Source organism: Kitasatospora sp. NPDC088861 (assembly GCF_044750105.1).
GTDB lineage: Bacteria > Actinomycetota > Actinomycetes > Streptomycetales > Streptomycetaceae > Kitasatospora.
This window is the reverse complement of the sequence record NZ_JBIVJF010000054.1, coordinates 1-15,611: the sequence shown is the minus strand read 5'-3', so window position 1 is coordinate 15,611 and position 15,611 is coordinate 1. Positions and strand designations below refer to the sequence as shown.

General features: G+C 72.6%; 13 protein-coding genes. 10 read left to right on the top strand and 3 right to left on the bottom strand.

What is annotated here, in order from left to right:
• Positions 1-147 precede the first annotated feature (147 nt).
• Positions 148-1,404 (bottom strand): phosphoserine phosphatase SerB, encoded by a 1,257-nt coding sequence (gene serB, locus ACIP37_RS37150; RefSeq protein ID WP_363589438.1) that lies wholly within the window; start codon positions 1,402-1,404, stop codon positions 148-150.
• A gap of 212 nt (positions 1,405-1,616) precedes the next feature.
• On the opposite strand from serB, the gene ACIP37_RS37145 reads away from it, so the two are divergent.
• The 3 genes from ACIP37_RS37145 to ACIP37_RS37135 all read left to right on the top strand — a co-directional run bounded on the left by ACIP37_RS37145 (position 1,617) and on the right by ACIP37_RS37135 (position 6,258).
• Positions 1,617-4,202, top strand: coding sequence for an FHA domain-containing protein (locus ACIP37_RS37145; RefSeq protein ID WP_363589440.1), 2,586 nt, complete (start codon positions 1,617-1,619; stop codon positions 4,200-4,202).
• A 228-nt stretch (positions 4,203-4,430) separates the two neighbouring features.
• Entirely contained in the window at positions 4,431-5,588 is a 1,158-nt protein-coding gene (locus ACIP37_RS37140; RefSeq protein ID WP_363589454.1) for a GAF domain-containing sensor histidine kinase, read from the top strand.
• Positions 5,581-6,258, top strand: coding sequence for a response regulator transcription factor (locus ACIP37_RS37135; RefSeq protein ID WP_363589442.1), 678 nt, complete (start codon positions 5,581-5,583; stop codon positions 6,256-6,258). The genes ACIP37_RS37140 and ACIP37_RS37135 overlap by 8 nt, the downstream gene beginning before the upstream one ends.
• A 44-nt stretch (positions 6,259-6,302) precedes the next feature.
• Here the strand turns inward: ACIP37_RS37135 and ACIP37_RS37130 are convergent, their stop codons facing one another.
• Positions 6,303-7,106 carry a hypothetical protein gene (locus ACIP37_RS37130; RefSeq protein WP_363589444.1) on the bottom strand — a complete coding sequence of 268 codons (804 nt, stop codon included), beginning with the start codon at positions 7,104-7,106 and terminating at the stop codon, positions 6,303-6,305.
• A gap of 148 nt (positions 7,107-7,254) precedes the next feature.
• On the opposite strand from ACIP37_RS37130, the gene ACIP37_RS37125 reads away from it, so the two are divergent.
• From ACIP37_RS37125 to ACIP37_RS37100, 6 genes are all read left to right on the top strand, one after another.
• Positions 7,255-8,046: an ABC transporter ATP-binding protein gene (locus tag ACIP37_RS37125; protein WP_063349636.1), complete on the top strand. Its 792-nt coding sequence runs from the start codon at positions 7,255-7,257 to the stop codon at positions 8,044-8,046.
• A gap of 155 nt (positions 8,047-8,201) precedes the next feature.
• On the top strand, positions 8,202-8,612 hold the full coding sequence (locus ACIP37_RS37120; protein ID WP_363589456.1) for an NfeD family protein: 411 nt from the start codon (positions 8,202-8,204) through the stop codon (positions 8,610-8,612).
• A gap of 10 nt (positions 8,613-8,622) precedes the next feature.
• Entirely contained in the window at positions 8,623-9,672 is a 1,050-nt protein-coding gene (locus ACIP37_RS37115) for an SPFH domain-containing protein (RefSeq protein ID WP_363589446.1), read from the top strand.
• A 187-nt stretch (positions 9,673-9,859) separates the two neighbouring features.
• Positions 9,860-10,618, top strand: coding sequence for a sulfite exporter TauE/SafE family protein (locus tag ACIP37_RS37110; protein ID WP_363589448.1), 759 nt, complete (start codon positions 9,860-9,862; stop codon positions 10,616-10,618).
• A gap of 141 nt (positions 10,619-10,759) precedes the next feature.
• The gene (locus tag ACIP37_RS37105) at positions 10,760-11,065 is read left to right on the top strand and encodes a 4a-hydroxytetrahydrobiopterin dehydratase (RefSeq protein ID WP_400807605.1); all 306 of its coding nucleotides are present in this window, start codon (positions 10,760-10,762) and stop codon (positions 11,063-11,065) included.
• A gap of 94 nt (positions 11,066-11,159) precedes the next feature.
• The gene (locus ACIP37_RS37100) at positions 11,160-13,079 is read left to right on the top strand and encodes a PQQ-binding-like beta-propeller repeat protein (protein ID WP_400807608.1); all 1,920 of its coding nucleotides are present in this window, start codon (positions 11,160-11,162) and stop codon (positions 13,077-13,079) included.
• Between the two features lie 34 nt (positions 13,080-13,113).
• Here the strand turns inward: ACIP37_RS37100 and ACIP37_RS37095 are convergent, their stop codons facing one another.
• Positions 13,114-13,656 (bottom strand): HNH endonuclease, encoded by a 543-nt coding sequence (locus tag ACIP37_RS37095; RefSeq protein WP_063349641.1) that lies wholly within the window; start codon positions 13,654-13,656, stop codon positions 13,114-13,116.
• 290 nt (positions 13,657-13,946) lie between these two features.
• Here ACIP37_RS37095 and tyrS point away from each other — a divergent pair, with 290 nt between their 5' ends.
• Complete coding sequence (tyrS, locus tag ACIP37_RS37090; protein WP_400807627.1) at positions 13,947-15,218, top strand: tyrosine--tRNA ligase; 1,272 nt, start codon at positions 13,947-13,949, stop codon at positions 15,216-15,218.
• Positions 15,219-15,611: the final 393 nt, after the last annotated feature.

Here is a 15,611-nt window from a genome sequence, read left to right as displayed (position 1 = left end):
GGGGCCGGGGTGTCCTCTAACTACCCCCCCCAGTACTCCGCCGCTCGGTTCCTCTTTGTTCCGTCGGGGGCGGGGGGTGGGGGGGTGGGGGGGGCGGGGGGGGCGGGGGCCCCCGCCCCCCCCGCCCCTCGTGTGCGTCTTCGGGCTCTACTCGGTCAGGCTGCCGTCCACCGCGTCGGCCGCCTCGACCTCCTCCCGGGTGATGCCCAGCAGGTACAGCACGGTGTCCAGGAACGGCACGTTGACGGCGGTGTCGGCGGCCTCGCGCACCACCGGCTTGGCGTTGAACGCCACGCCCAGCCCGGCCGCGTTCAGCATGTCCAGGTCGTTGGCGCCGTCGCCGATCGCCACCGTCTGCGACAGCGGCACCTTCGCCTGCTCGGCGAACCGGGCCAGCCAGCGGGCCTTGCCCGCGCGGTCCACGATCTCGCCGACCACCCGGCCGGTGAACTTGCCGTCCACCACCTCCAGGGTGTTGGCCGCCGCGAAGTCCAGCCCCAGCTCCTCGACCAGGTGGTCGGTGACCTGGGTGAACCCGCCCGACACCACCGCGACCTGGAAGCCCAGCCGCTGGAGCGTGCGGATCAGGGTGCGCGCCCCCGGCGTGAAACGGACCTCCGCGCGCACCTTCTCGGTCACCGAGGCGTCCAGCCCGGCCAGCAGCGAGACCCGGGCCCGCAGCGACTCGGCGAAGTCCAGCTCGCCGCGCATCGCCTGCGCCGTCACCTCGGCGACCTCCTCCTCGCAGCCCGCGTGGGCCGCGAACAGCTCGATCACCTCGTCCTGGATGAGCGTGGAGTCGACGTCCATCACCACCAGGCGCTTGGCCCGGCGCTCCAGCCCGGCCGCGACCACCGCGACGTCCACCCGCTGGGTGGCCGCCTCCTGGGCCAGCTCGGCCCGCAGCTCGTCGGTGGCCACACCGGACACGGCCAGCTCGACCGCCGTCACCGGGTACTTGGCGAGCCGGAACACACGGTCGATGTTGCCGCCCGCCGCGGTGATCCGGGAGGTGAGCGCGGAGACGGCGGCGGAGGTCAGCGGATTGCCGAGCACGGTGACGTGCGAACGGCCCTCGCGGCGCGGCCGGTTGTCGCCGATGCCGGAGAGGATCTCGGCCTGGAGCTTCTGCTCCTCCGCCCAGCGGTGCACGGTGGCCCGCAGTCCGCCCTCGGCGCCGGGAGCGGTGGGCGGGGTGACCAGTGCGCAGAGCGTGATGCGGCCACGGGTCACGACCTGTTCGATGTCGATCACGTCGACGGCGAAGCCTGCCAGGGTGGCGAAGAGGCCGGCGGTGATGCCGGGGCGGTCCTTGCCGAACACCTTGACGAGCAGGGTGCGCTCGTCCGCGGTCCGGGGCTGGGCGGCGGGGAGGGGCTCAGCGGCCAGGGGCGATGCGTTCATGGTGCCTCCCACGCTACCCGCCGGCCGGCGGGCCCAGAGCACCCGTCCCACGTCGCGGACGGGTGCCGGGTAGCAGCCTGGTCACAGTCACCCGGGGCGACTTCTATCGGCGGTCAGCAGGCTGGAATGATTCCCCCCGTCAGTTTCGGAAACATCGCACCCCTGGTCGGGGGCACAATTCGGGGGAACCGAGAGAGCGGGGCAGGCGCACAGTGCCGCAACTCGTCATCGATATCAACGGACAGCAGCGGACTCTGGAGCCCGGGCGGTCCTACACCATCGGGCGCAACCCGCAGTCGGACTTCCCGTTCGACGACGCCAGGGTCTCCTGGAACCACGGGACCATCACCTTCAACGGCAGCGGCTGGCAGCTGGACGACCACGGCAGCACCAACGGCACCTACACGGCCGGCGCCCGGACGACGCAGGCCCAGCTGTTCCCCGGCGCCGTCGTCAACCTCGGCAACCCGGAGAACGGACCCCGGCTCGGCTTCTCCGCGCCCGCCCACGCCGCCCCGCACGCCGCCGCCCCCCAGGCTCCCGCCTGGCACGAGGCCGCCACCAGCCGCAGCGCCGCGCCGACGCCCCAGCCGCCGGCCCCGCAGCAGGGCTGGTCGCCGCAGGCCCCCTACCCGCCGCAGCCCGAGCAGGCCTGGGCGGGTCGGCCCCAGCCACCGTTCCCGCACCAGCAGCACCCGCCCCAGCCCCAGCCCCAGCAGGGCGGCTTCCCGCAGCAGCAGGCCTTCCCGCCCGCCCCGCAGGACGGCGACGGCCCGCAGCCGACGATCATCCGCAACCTGACCGCCGCCATGCGCACCGTCCGGATCGGCCGCGCGCTCGACAACGACGTCGTGGTCTCCGACCTCCAGGTCTCCCGCCACCACGCCGAGCTGCGCCAGCTCCAGGACGGCCGCTACGAGATCGTCGACCTCGGCAGCCACAACGGGATCTTCCTCAACGGCCAGCGGGTGCAGCGCCAGCTGATGGGCCCGCAGGACCGGCTGACCGTCGGCCACTCCAGCTTCGTCCTGGTCGGCGACCAGCTGCAGGAGTTCGTCGACACCGGCGCGGTCTCCTTCTCCGCCCGCCACCTGACCGTCGAGGTCGAGCACAAGGGCGCCAAGAAGATCCTGCTCGACGACGTCAGCTTCGGCGTCCCGGAGAAGTCCCTGGTCGCCGTCATCGGCCCGTCCGGCTCCGGTAAGTCGACCCTGCTGCGCGCCCTCACCGGCTACCGCCCGGCCGACCGCGGCGAGGTCCTGTACGACGGCCGCAACCTCTACAAGCAGTTCGCCGAACTGCGCTCGCGCATCGGCCTGGTGCCGCAGTCCGAGATCCTGCACAAGGAACTCACCGTCCGCACCGGCCTCAAGTACGCGGCCCAGCTGCGCTTCCCCGGCGACACCGAGGCGCGCGAGCGCGCGGCCCGGATCGACGAGGTGCTGTACGAGCTGCGCCTGGACAAGCGCGCCGACAACAAGATCACCGCGCTCTCCGGCGGCCAGCAGAAGCGCGTCTCGGTCGCCCTGGAACTGCTCACCAAGCCGTCGCTGATCTTCCTGGACGAGCCCACCTCGGGCCTCGACCCGGGCATGGACCGCGAGGTCATGCAGATGCTGCGCGGTCTCGCCGACGACGGCCGCACCATCCTGGTCGTCACCCACTCGGTGGCCGAACTCGCGCTCTGCGACCGGCTGCTGGTGATGGCGCCGGGCGGCGCGGTGGCCTACTTCGGCCCGCCGGACGAGGCGCTGCACTTCTTCGGGTACGAGACCTGGGCGGACGTCTTCCAGGCCTTCGAGAACTACCCGGACCACGACTGGGCCGGCCGCTACCGCGGCTCGGTGCACTACCAGCAGTACTCCGCCCCCGACGTGGAGTCGGGCGAGGTGCAGCACGCCCAGGTCGCCCAGGAGGCCGTCCGGCCGCCGAAGCCGCAGAGCTGGGGCTCCCAGCTGTGGACGCTGATGCGCCGCTACATGTCGGTCCTCGCCTCGGACCGCGGCTTCCTGGCGCTGTCGGTGCTGCTGCCCGCCGTCATCGGCGCGGTCAGCGTGCTGGTCCCCAACGGGGCGGGCCTCGCGCCCAATCCGAACACGCAGCTCCACCTCAACAGCGGGGCCGCGACGATCATCATGATCCTGGCGATCGGAGCCTGCTTCTCCGGAGCGGCCAACTCGGTCCGCGAACTGATCAAGGAACGGGCCATCTACGAACGGGAACGGGCCACCGGGCTCTCCCGCTCGGCGTACATGATGTCCAAGATCATCGTGCTGGGCTTCTTCAGCGTGATCCAGGGCGCCATCGTCGCCGCGGTCGGCTTCCTGCCGCGCAAGCTCCCCGAGCACGGCCTGATCGTCAAGGACCTGCCGATCATCGAGATGACCATCGGCATGATCCTGCTCAGCTTCACCGCGATGATGTTCGGCCTGATGATCTCGGCCCTGGTCAAGACCGCCGAGAAGACCATGCCGCTGCTGGTCATGTTCGCCATCATCCAGGTCGTCTTCACCGGCTGCCTGTTCCAGCTCTTCGGCAAGCCCGGCCTGGAGCAGGCCGCCTGGCTGATGCCGGCCCGCTGGGGCACCGGCATCGTGGCCACCACACTGGACCTGTCCAAGCTCATGGGCCCCTGGAACAAGGACTTCCAGAACCCCCAGTACGACCCGCTGTGGACCGCCAGCGTCGCCCAGTGGGCGATCGACGCGGGCGCGCTGATCGCGATCTCGATCGTCATCGGCGTCATCGTCACCCGGCTCCAGCGCCGCCACGAGCCCGAGGTCATGCAGAAGGGCTGACCCCCTTCGCCCCGCCCGACGAGGGGCGGCTCTCCCATCACCCGGAGAGCCGCCCCTCCTCCATTGCGCGGGCCCCGAGACCTAGGTCCCCGGACCTGCGCCCACCCCGGCCGCGGACCGACGCGGCGGCGCCCGCGGCGGCGGTAGTTTGGCGGTATGCCCAGCACGCCCAGCGACCACCGGAGCCCGGCCGGTCCGCACCTCGACCTGCGCGGCCCGGCCCGCCCGATGCCCGGCTGCGACCCCTGCCTGGCCGGCATCGAGGCGGTCAGCCAGGCGCTGCTCGCGATGAGCCGGCACCTGGAGGTCCGCGAGGTGCTGCGCCGCATCACCGCCTCCGCCCGCGACCTGCTCGGCGCCGAGTACGCGGCTCTGGGCGTGCCCGACGACCACGGCGGCTTCGCCCAGTTCGTCGTCGACGGCGTCACCGACGAGCAGTGGCGGGCGATCGGCCCGCTGCCCCGCCAGCACGGCGTCCTCGCCAAGATGCTGCACGAGACCGGCCCCACCCGGCTCGCCGACGTCCGCAGGGCCCCGGCCTTCGGCGGCTGGCCGGCCGCCCACCCCGAGATGGACGCCTTCCTCGGCATGCCCATCCTGGACGCCGAGGCCGCCGAGGACGAACCGCAGGTCACCGGCGTCATCTTCCTCGCCAACAAGCGCGGCGGCGGCCTGTTCACCGACCACGACGAGGAACTGCTGCGGATACTCGCCGCGCACGCCGCCCTCGCCCTCTCCAACGCCCGCCTGTACGAGCGCAGCCGCGAGCTCACCCTGGCCGGCGAACGCGCCCGCATCGCCCACGACCTGCACGACGCCGTCGCGCAGAAGCTCTTCTCGCTGCGGCTCACCGCCAAGGCCGCCGCCACGCTCGTCGACCGCGACCCGGCCCGGGCCCGCGCCGAACTCGCCGAGGTCGCCCGGCTCGCCGCCGAGGCCGCCGACGAACTGCGCGCCGTCGTCGTCGAACTGCGCCCCGCCGCCCTGGAGGAGGACGGGCTGAGCGCCACCCTCGCCTCCCAGGTGCAGGTCCTCGACCGGGCCCACACCGCGGACGTCGCCTTCGCCGCCGACGGCGTCCGCGCCCTGCCGCCCGCGCAGGAGGCCGCGCTGCTGCGGGTCGCCCAGGAGGCGCTGCACAACGCGCTGCGCCACTCCGGAGCCGGCCGCGTCACCGTCACCCTGGCCGGCACGCCCGCGCGCGGCGCCGTGCTGCGGGTGCGCGACGACGGGCACGGCTTCGACCCCGAGTCCGTCCGCCGGGCCGGGCGCCACCTCGGCCTGGCCTCGATGCGCGACCGCGCGGCCGCCGTCGGCGGCACGCTCACCCTGGAGTCCGCCCCCGGCCGGGGGACGCTCGTCGAGATGGAGGTCCCCGGTGCCTGACAACCCGCCTGACAGCACGCCGTCGATCCGCGTCCTGCTGGTCGACGACCACCAGGTGGTCCGCCGCGGGCTGCGCACGTTCCTGGAGGTCCAGGACGACATCGAGGTGGTCGGGGAGGCCGCCGACGGGGCGGAGGGCGTCGAGCGCGCCCGCGAACTCGACCCCGACGTCGTCCTGATGGACCTCAAGATGCCCGGTGTCGACGGCATCGAGGCGCTGCGCACGCTCAAGGGCGAGGGCAGCCGGGCCCGGATCCTGATCGTCACCAGCTTCACCGAGCACCGCACGATGGTCCCCGCGCTGCGGGCCGGCGCCGCCGGGTACGTCTACAAGGACGTCGACCCGGAGGCGCTGGCCGGCGCGATCCGCTCGGTGCACGCCGGCCACGTCCTGCTCCAGCCCGAACTGGCCGAGGCGCTGCTCGCCGACGACGGCCCCCGCGCCCCGCAGGGCCGCGGCGGCACCCTCACCGAACGCGAGCGCGAGGTCCTCGGCCACATCGCCGACGGCCGCTCCAACCGGGAGATCGCCCGCAGCCTGCACCTGTCGGAGAAGACGGTGAAGACCCACGTCTCCAACATCCTGATGAAGCTGGACCTGGCGGACCGCACCCAGGCGGCCCTGTGGGCCGTCCGCAACGGCGAGGCGCGGGACGGCGGCCCGTCCTAGCGGGCCCCGTGTTCAGCGGTCCGCGTCCTGAGCGGGCCCCGTGCTCAGCGGTCCTCGCGCTCGTCGACCAGCGCGTTGTACGCCGCCACCTGCGCCCGCCGGGCGGTGCGCCGCAGCGGCGCCAGCACCGCCTGCCGCGCCGCCATCTCGGAGGCGCTGACCGCCGCGCCGTGCCCGCCCGCGGCGATCGCCAGCAGCGCCGACACCTGCCGGGCCGACTCCAGCACCCGCACCGCACGCGGCGGGTACCCGGGCGCCAGCAGTTCGGCGTGCCCGCGCCGGCGGTACGCCTCCAGCGCCCGCAGCGCCTCCGGTCCGGCGCCCGCCACGTCCAGGCGGGTCAGCAGGAGCGTCGCCTCGCGCAGCCCGTCGGCCAGCTCCCGTTCGGCCTCGTGCAGCGACGGGACGTCGGCCGGCGGTGTGTCGTTGGTCTCAAGGCAGCGCCACAGCACCGTCGCCGAACGGTCCCCGGCCGGGCCGAACACCTCCACCTCCGGCACCAGTCCGAGCGGGACGCCCACCGCCAGCACCGCCTCCCCGACGCCCATCGCCGCTTCGTTGAACGGTGCCGGACCGGTCAGCCCCAGCGGGTGCCCGGCGGACGGCAGCGCCAGTCGCAGGCCCTTGACCCCGAGCACTCGGAGCCGTCCCAGCGCCCAGGTGAGGCCGTGCCGTTCGCCCGGCCCGTCCCCGGGCAGCCCGGTCACCCGGTGGCTCTCGTCGTCGCCCAGCACGGCCGCCGCGGCGTTGTCCGGCGGCACCAGACCGGCCAGCAGGGCGTTGCCCCACGCGGTCAGCCGCCCCGAACGGGGTTCTTCGTACGGATTGTCGGGAGGAGTCGCGAGCATCCGGCCAGCCTACGGAATCGGCGGTCATCCGCGTGGCGTAGGTTTGCCCATGCGTGTGCGGCGCACCCACCCCGTGCCCACCGGCTGCCGGAGTAGGCTCGCCGCCCGCACCGACGGCCGAAATTCTTGTATTGGGGAAGGCGTAGGCATGAGCGACGTGCTGGAGCTGGTGGACGTATCCGTGGTCCGGGAGGGACGCGCGCTGGTCGACCAGGTCTCGTGGTCCATCTCCGAGGGGGAGCGCTGGGTCATCCTGGGCCCCAACGGCGCCGGGAAGACCACCCTGCTGCAGATCGCCGCCACCTACCTGTTCCCGACCGCGGGCAAGGTGTCGGTGCTGGGCGAGAAGCTGGGCGAGGTCGACGTCTTCGAGCTGCGCTCCCGGATCGGCCTGGCCGGCGCCGCCATGTTCGACAAGCTGCCGGCCGAGCAGACGGTGCTGCAGACCGTGCTGACCGCCGCCTACGGCATGACGGTCAGCTGGCAGGAGACCTACGAGCAGTTCGACGAGTCCCGCGCGCTCGCGCTGCTCGACCGGATGGGCATGTCCAACCTCACCGGCCGCAAGTTCGGCACCCTCTCCGAGGGCGAGCGCAAGCGCACCCTGATCGCCCGCGCCCTGATGACCGACCCCGAGCTGCTGCTGCTCGACGAGCCCGCGGCCGGCCTGGACCTCGGCGGCCGCGAGGACCTCGTCCGCCGGCTCGGCGCGCTCGCCCAGGACGAGTTCGCCCCGGCCATGGCGATGGTCACCCACCACGTCGAGGAGATCGCGCCGGGCTTCACCCACGTCCTGATGATCCGCCAGGGCAAGGTGCTCACCGCCGGTCCGATCGACACCGAGCTGACCGCCCGCAACCTCTCCAAGTGCTTCGGCCTGCCGCTCACCCTGGAGCGCCACGGGGACCGCTGGTCCGCGCAGGGCCTGCCGCTGGGCTGAGCCCCCGCCCGCGCCCCGCCCGCGCCTCGCACGCTCCGATGTCGTCGGGTTTCCGGGGACCGGTCGCACGCGCGACCGGTTTCCGCCCCTCGACCTGCGGGAACTGTCCGCCTCGAAGGCCCTTCGCTCCCTAGGATGGACACGTGGACAGCTGGATCTGGTGGCTCCTGGCCGCCGTCGGGCTCGGCATACCGCTGGTGCTGACCGCGATGCCGGAGTTCGCCATGTTCGCGGTCGGTGCGCTGGCGGCCGCCGGCGTGGCCGGGCTGGGCGGAGACGCGGTCTGGCAGACCCTGGTCTTCATCGCGGTCTCGGTCTCGCTGCTGGTCTTCGTCCGCCCGATCGCCTACCGGCAACTGCGGCAGGGCCCGCACATCAAGATGGGCATCGAGGCGCTCCAGGGCGCCACCGCGGTCGTCGCGGAAACCGTCGACGGGGAGGGCGGACGGATCAAGCTGAACGGCGAGATCTGGTCGGCCCGCGCGCTCCACCCGGACAGCGTGTACCAACCGGGGCAGCAGGTCGACGTCGTCGAAATCCAGGGCGCGACCGCCCTGGTCATCTAGGGGAGAGTCCGTGGAACCCGTCCTTATCGTTTTGGTCGTCCTGGTCGTGGTGGCCTTCATCGCGCTGATCAAGACGATCCAGGTCATCCCGCAGGCCAGCGCCGCGATCGTGGAGCGCTTCGGCCGCTACACCCGGACGCTCAACGCAGGCCTGAACATCGTCGTCCCGTTCATCGACCGGGTCCGCAACCGGATCGACCTGCGCGAGCAGGTCGTGCCGTTCCCGCCGCAGCCGGTGATCACCCAGGACAACCTGGTGGTCAACATCGACACGGTGATCTACTACCAGGTCACCGACCCGCGCGCGGCCACCTACGAGGTCGCCAGCTACATCCAGGCCATCGAGCAGCTGACCGTCACCACGCTGCGCAACATCATCGGCTCGATGGACCTCGAATCCACCCTGACCTCGCGCGAGGTCATCAACGCCGGTCTGCGCGGCGTCCTGGACGAGGCCACCGGCAAGTGGGGCATCCGGGTCAACCGCGTCGAGCTGAAGGCGATCGAGCCGCCCACCTCCATCCAGGACTCGATGGAGAAGCAGATGCGCGCCGACCGTGACAAGCGCGCCGCGATCCTCACCGCCGAGGGCCAGCGGCAGGCCCAGATCCTCAAGGCCGAGGGTGAGAAGCAGGCCGACGTGCTCCGGGCCGAAGGTGAGGCGCAGGCCGCGGTGCTGCGCGCCGACGGTGAGGCGGCCGCGATCCGGACGGTCTTCGAGGCCATCCACGACGGCGACGCCGACCAGAAGCTGCTCGCCTACCAGTACCTGCAGACCCTGCCCGAGCTGGCCAAGGGCGACTCCAACAAGCTGTGGATCATCCCCAGCGAGGTCGGCGACGCCCTCAAGGGCCTCGGCGGCGCCTTCGGCGGGCTGACCGGCAACCCCGGCGTCAACGGCGGCGCGGTCGCCGCCCCGAGCGTCCCGCAGGCGGCCCCCGCGGCCACCCAGGTGCCGCTCGACCCGGCGGCCGGCCCGCGCCCGGTGGACACCGAGAAGGGTGCCGCCCGCCCCCGGGTGGACCCGGCCCGCGAGTACCGCAAGATCGACCCGGAGTGACCGGCTGAACCGTCCGGCCCGGGGGCCCGCCACCGCACGGTGGCGGGCCCCCGGCGTGTGGCGGTCGTGGCGGTCGTGGCGTGTGGCGGTCGTGGTGGTGCGTGTCCCGAATCGTGGGCGGCCCTGGTCCGACCGGTGGGCCGTCCGGCATGATCCCCCCGGACAGGACCGAGAGGAGAGGTGACCCATGACGCTCTGGGAGGGCATCGCCGTCCTGGTGGCGGGCGTCGGCGCCGGGATGATCAACGTGATCGTCGGCTCCGGCACGCTGATCACGTTCCCGGTGCTGCTCGCCATCGGGATTCCGCCGGTCACCGCCAACGTCTCCAACACCTTCGGCCTGGTGCCCGGTTCGCTCAGCGGCGTGATCGGCTACCGCCGCGAGCTGGCCGGCCAGGGCCACCGGCTGCTGCGCCTGGGCACCGCCTCACTGCTCGGCGGACTGGTCGGCGCGCTGCTGCTGATCAGACTGCCGAACGGCGCCTTCGACGCGATCGTCCCGGTACTGATCCTGCTCGCCCTCGTCCTGGTGGTGATCCAGCCCAAGGTCGCCAAGGCGGTCGCCGCCCGCCGCCGCCCCGACGGGGACCCGGACGGCGGCCTGCTGCTGTTCGTCGGCGTCTTCCTCACCGGCATCTACGGCGGCTACTTCGGCGCCGCGCAGGGCGTCCTGCTGCTGGCGCTGATGGGCATGCTGCTCCAGGAGGACCTGCAGCGGATCAACGCCGTGAAGAACGCGCTGGCGATGGTCGTCAACGGCGTCGCCGCGCTGTTCTTCCTGTTCACCTCCACCGTCAACTGGGCGGCCGCCGGCCTGATCGCGGCGGGCTCGCTGGTCGGCGGCCTGCTCGGCGCCAAGGTCGGCCGCCGCCTGCCGCCGGTCGCGCTGCGCGGGATCATCGTGGTGGTCGGCCTCGCTGCGGTCACCAAACTGCTGCTGAGCTGATGAGCTGAGCATCCGTCGGGGGACGCCCGCCGGGGGCTGCCCGTCAGCGGCTGTGTCGTCCGGTGCGGAGGGCCCCGGCTCGGTATGTTCCTCGCAGTGCACGCCGGACCGGACGACGAGACGACGAACGGAAGAGCTTCGATGAGCAGCAGGGCACGGCTGAGCGAGGACGAGATCACGGCGGCCCTGGCCGCACTGCCGCGGTGGACCAGGGAGGGCGACAGCATCGTCCGCGTGGCCGACGCCCCCGACTTCCCGGCGGCGATCCGGGTGGTCGTCGCCGTCGCCGAACAGGCCGAGGCGCTCGGCCACCACCCCGACGTCGACATCCGCTGGCGCACCCTGCGCTTCGTCCTCTCCACCCACAGCGCGGGCGGGCTGACCGGCCTGGATTTCACCCTGGCCGCCCGCATCGACGAGGCGCTGAAGGCCGAGTCCGCGGGCTGACCTCCCCGACCCCCCGAGGCCGGGGCGGCGCGCTCGAACGGGCGTGAGATGCTGACTGCCGCATCGGCAGGCGGCTCGGGAGGGACGGGAACGGATGGCGCAGGAGCCCTTCGGAGACGCCCAGCAGCAGCCGTGGTACCCCCAGGGCCGGCAGGCCTGGCCGGTCGGCGGGCACCAGGAGCCGCAGCCGCAGGACCATCCGCAGCAGGAGTACTGGCAGACGGCGGCGGGCTACGGCCAGGGCGGGTACGGGCAGGGCTCGCCATACGGACAGGACCCGCGCCAGGACGGGCAGGACGCGCAGTACGGACAGGACCCGCAGTACGGGCAGACCGGCTACGCCCAGACTGGGTACGCCGAGGGCGGCTACGCCGAGGGGCAGTACCAGCAGTACCAGCCGTACCCGGATCGTGGGCAGCAGCAGTACGCGCCGTACGCCGTCCTGGAGCAGCCTGCGGGGGAGGGGCTGTACGTCCCGGTGGGGGCGGAGTACTCGGCCGACGGGTACGTGCACATCGAGGACGCCGAGCCCGTTCCGGTGGAGCCGTCCACGGAGCCCGAGCCGGACACGACGCCCGAGGCCGCGCCCGTCGCGCCGTCGCGGGCTGCCGCCCGTCGGGGCAGGTCCCCGAAGGCAGGCTCCTCGACGGCGGGCTCTTCGCTCTCGGCCAGGGCCCGCGCCGCCGCCGGGGCGGTGCTCACCGGCGAGCACGTGCCCAGCCGGCGGACCCTGCTGGTGCGCACCGGAGCCGGGGTGGCCGCGCTGGGCGTGCTGGTCGCGGCCGGTCTGATGGTCGGGGCCGAGGGCGGTGGCAGCGCGGCCGCGAGCAGCGGCGGGGAGCCCGGTTTCGCCGTCGCGCACACCAAGGTGTGGTCCGCCCAGCCCGCCGCGTCCGGGTCGTCGGGTGACGACACGCTGGTCGGCAGCTGGCTGCTGGCCGATGCGGTGGTCCGCGCCGATGCCGCCGGCGTGCGGGCCTACGACCTCGCGGCCGGCAAGCCCGTCTGGTCGGTCGAGCCACCGGCCGCCGGGGCCGTCCCGTGCGGGCTGTCGGCGGGGGTCAACCAGGCGGGGCTGGGCGCGGTGCTGTTCCGGGCCCAGGCCGACCCGAAGAGCCCGTGCACGCTGGTCGCCGCCGTGGACACCAAGACCGGCAAGACCGCGTGGACGAAGACCGTCTCGGACGCCAAGGGCGCGTACGGCGCGCGGATCGGCGTCACCGAGGACAAGGTGATCGCGGTCGGCGACGACCGGGCGGTCGCCTGGGAGTCCGCGGACGGCAAGGACGTCTGGCAGTACACCGGTCAGGGCAAGTTCTGCACCCTGTCCGGCGGCGTGACCGGCAAGACCGTGCTGGTCGCCTCCTCCTGCGCCGACTCGACCCCCGCCGACCAGGCCGTCGCACTGAACACGGCGGACGGCAAGGTCAGTTGGTGGCGCGGCCTGAACAACCGGCCGAAGACGGTGACCGTGCTGTCCGCCGAGCCGTCCGTCGTCCTCACCACGGGCGAGAAGCCGGAGGACGACCGGGTGTTCTCCTGGGGCGCGGGCGGGGACCCGGCCGCCGAGATCCCGGTGGTCGGCGACGGCGGCCGGCTGGACGTCGGCCACGGCACGTTCTCGGCCACGCCCGAGGTGTTCTTCCAGAACCGCACGATGGTCACCACGCTCGTCCCGGCGAACGGCGGCGGACCGGCCGCGGCGGTCGGTTACGACCTCGACACCGGTAAGCAGCGCTGGAAGGCGCCGACCGCCGCCAAGGGCACCGTCCGGGCGGTCGGCGTCGACGGCGGCGCGCTCGTGCTCGCCGCCGACGAACGCCGAGACCAGCCCGCCCGCCTCAGCCGGTTCCCGCTGGCCGGCGGCCAGGAGGCGACCGGAGGTAACTTCCCCCAGGGCACCGGTTCGCTGCTGGTCTCCGGGCGGGTGCTGATCGGCGGCGGGCGGGTGGTCGTGATGCCCGAGCACTCGGCCAACTACGGCACGGCGGCGGGCTACCAGGCGAAGGGTTAGCCCGGGCCCCGTAGGGCGCGGCTCGTGGCGGCGCTCACGCGGCCGGGACGGCTGTCGGAGCGGGCTGGCCCGGCACGGCCGGCAGCCAGTCGGCCAGCTCCCGGGCCTCCGAGCCGCGCAGGCCGAGCGCCAGCATGAGGGTGGCCTGCGGGGTCGGCACGAACGGCCGGCGCAGCAGCCTCATCCCGGCCTGTTCGGGTGTCCGGTCCGCCTTGCGCTGGTTGTCCTCCGGGCACGCGGCCACGGTGTTCAACCAGCTGTCCTCCCCACCGCGCGACCTGGGCTGCAGGTGGTCCACCGTGGTGGCCCGCCGCCCGCAGTACGCGCACAGGTGCTGGTCCCGGGCCAGGACACCCCGCCGCGACCACGGCGCCTGTTGTCGGAACGGCACTCTCACGTAGCGCTGAAGCCTGATCACCCGGGGCACCGGGATGCTGACGCCCGTCCCCCGGACCGTGCGCAGCGGATGCGCCTGCTCCACCACCGCCTTGTCCTGGAGCACCAGGACGACGGCGCGCTGGAGCGACACCGTCGTCAGGGGCTCGTAGCTCGCGTTCAGAACCAGCGTGTTGCGCACTCGGCACACCCTTCCCGCGGGCGTGCCACGGCGGCACGACCGTCTCCACACACGTCACTGCCGCCGCACGGCGGTGACACCACTCTGAACGGGCCCACAGCCGACGAACAACGGAATTTCCGGTATCGGGCAGGCGCCGGAGCGGCCGGGGGAGGACTGCGGCACGACGCTCGGGGAAAACCCGCTGGCCCCGACCGCGTAGGCTCTACCACGCTGGAGTCGCACCGACCCGGGGTCCGAGAGAACGGGCCGCCACCGGGCGGGCGCCCGATCGAAGGAGAAGCGTGACCGTGACGGACATCGTCGACGAGCTGCGGTGGCGGGGGCTGATCGCCCTGTCCACCGACGAGGACGCACTGCGCAAGGCGTTCGCGGACGGCCCGGTCACGTTCTATTGCGGCTTCGACCCGACGGCCCCCAGCCTGCACCTCGGCAACCTCGTGCAGATCCTCACCATGCGCCGCATCCAGCAGGCGGGAAACCTCCCGCTCGGCCTGGTCGGCGGGGCCACGGGCCTCATCGGTGACCCGAAGCCCACCGCCGAGCGCGTCCTCAACGACCCCGAGACGGTGGCCGGCTGGGTCGAGCGGCTGCGGGGCCAGATCTCGCGCTTCCTCGATTTCGAGGGCCCCTACGCGGCGCGCATGGTCAACAACCTGGACTGGACGTCCGGGATGTCGGCCATCAGCCTGCTGCGCGACGTGGGCAAGTACTTCCGCGTCAACAACATGATCGCCAAGGAGGCCGTCGCCCGACGGCTCAACTCCGACGCGGGTATCAGCTACACCGAGTTCAGCTACCAGATCCTGCAAGGCATGGACTACCTGGAGCTGAACCGCCGCTACGGCTGCACCCTGCAGACCGGTGGCAGTGACCAGTGGGGCAACCTGACCGCCGGCACGGACCTGATCCGCAAGGCCGACGCCAAGTCCGTGCACGCGCTGGCCACGCCGCTGATCGTCAAGGCCGACGGCACCAAGTTCGGCAAGACCGAGTCCGGCACGGTCTGGCTCGACCCCGAGCTGACCACCCCGTACGCCTTCTACCAGTTCTGGCTGAACGCGGACGACCGGGACGTCCCCAACTTCCTGCGGATCTTCAGCTTCCGCTCGAAGGAGGAGATCGAGGAGCTGGAGCGCGAGACCACCGAGCGCCCCGCCGCCCGCCTCGCCCAGCGAGCCCTCGCCGAGGAGCTCACCACCCTCGTCCACGGCGCCGAGCAGTACGAGCGCGCGGTCGCCGCGTCCAAGGCGCTGTTCGGCCAGGGCGACCTCGCCGACCTGGAGGCGCCGACCCTGGCCGCCGCCCTGGCCGAGGTCCCGAAGGCCGAGGTGGCCGAACTCCACTCGGTGGTCGACCTGTTGGTCGCCGTCGGCCTCGCACCGAGCCGTTCGGCCGCCCGCCGCACGGTCAAGGAGGGCGGCGCCTACCTCAACAACGTCAAGGTGACGGACGAGGAAGCGGTGCCGGCCGAGGCCGACCTGCTGCACGGTCGCTGGCTCGTACTGCGCCGCGGCAAGCGCAACCTGGCGGCGGCGGAGCTGGTTCCGGCTACGGTGTGACCGAAACACGACGCCGCTGAGCTGCGGCTTCGACATACGAGGGCGGGATCCAGCCGGATCCCGCCCTCGGTGTTTGACGATGTCGTCCGGGTGGCCTAGTGTTGAACGAGTCGCTGATGCGGCCATCCCACTCCGCAGGACCCACCCTCACCTCGATACCCATTGACATGGGTTTGTTGGCGTTCCCGTCAACCGTGGTGAGTGTGAATTTCGGGTGACAACCGAAATGCGCTAATGTGGAGGCCGTCGCGGAAAGCGGCCCGACCAGTTCGGGAAATCGGATGAATGAAACTCCGGAAAACGGAGCGGAAAACATCTGGTAAGCTGGAAACACGAAAGAACGAAGCGCCCGGAGGGCCCGCTGGAAGGCGGTCCGAAGGAAGTGTCCGTTCC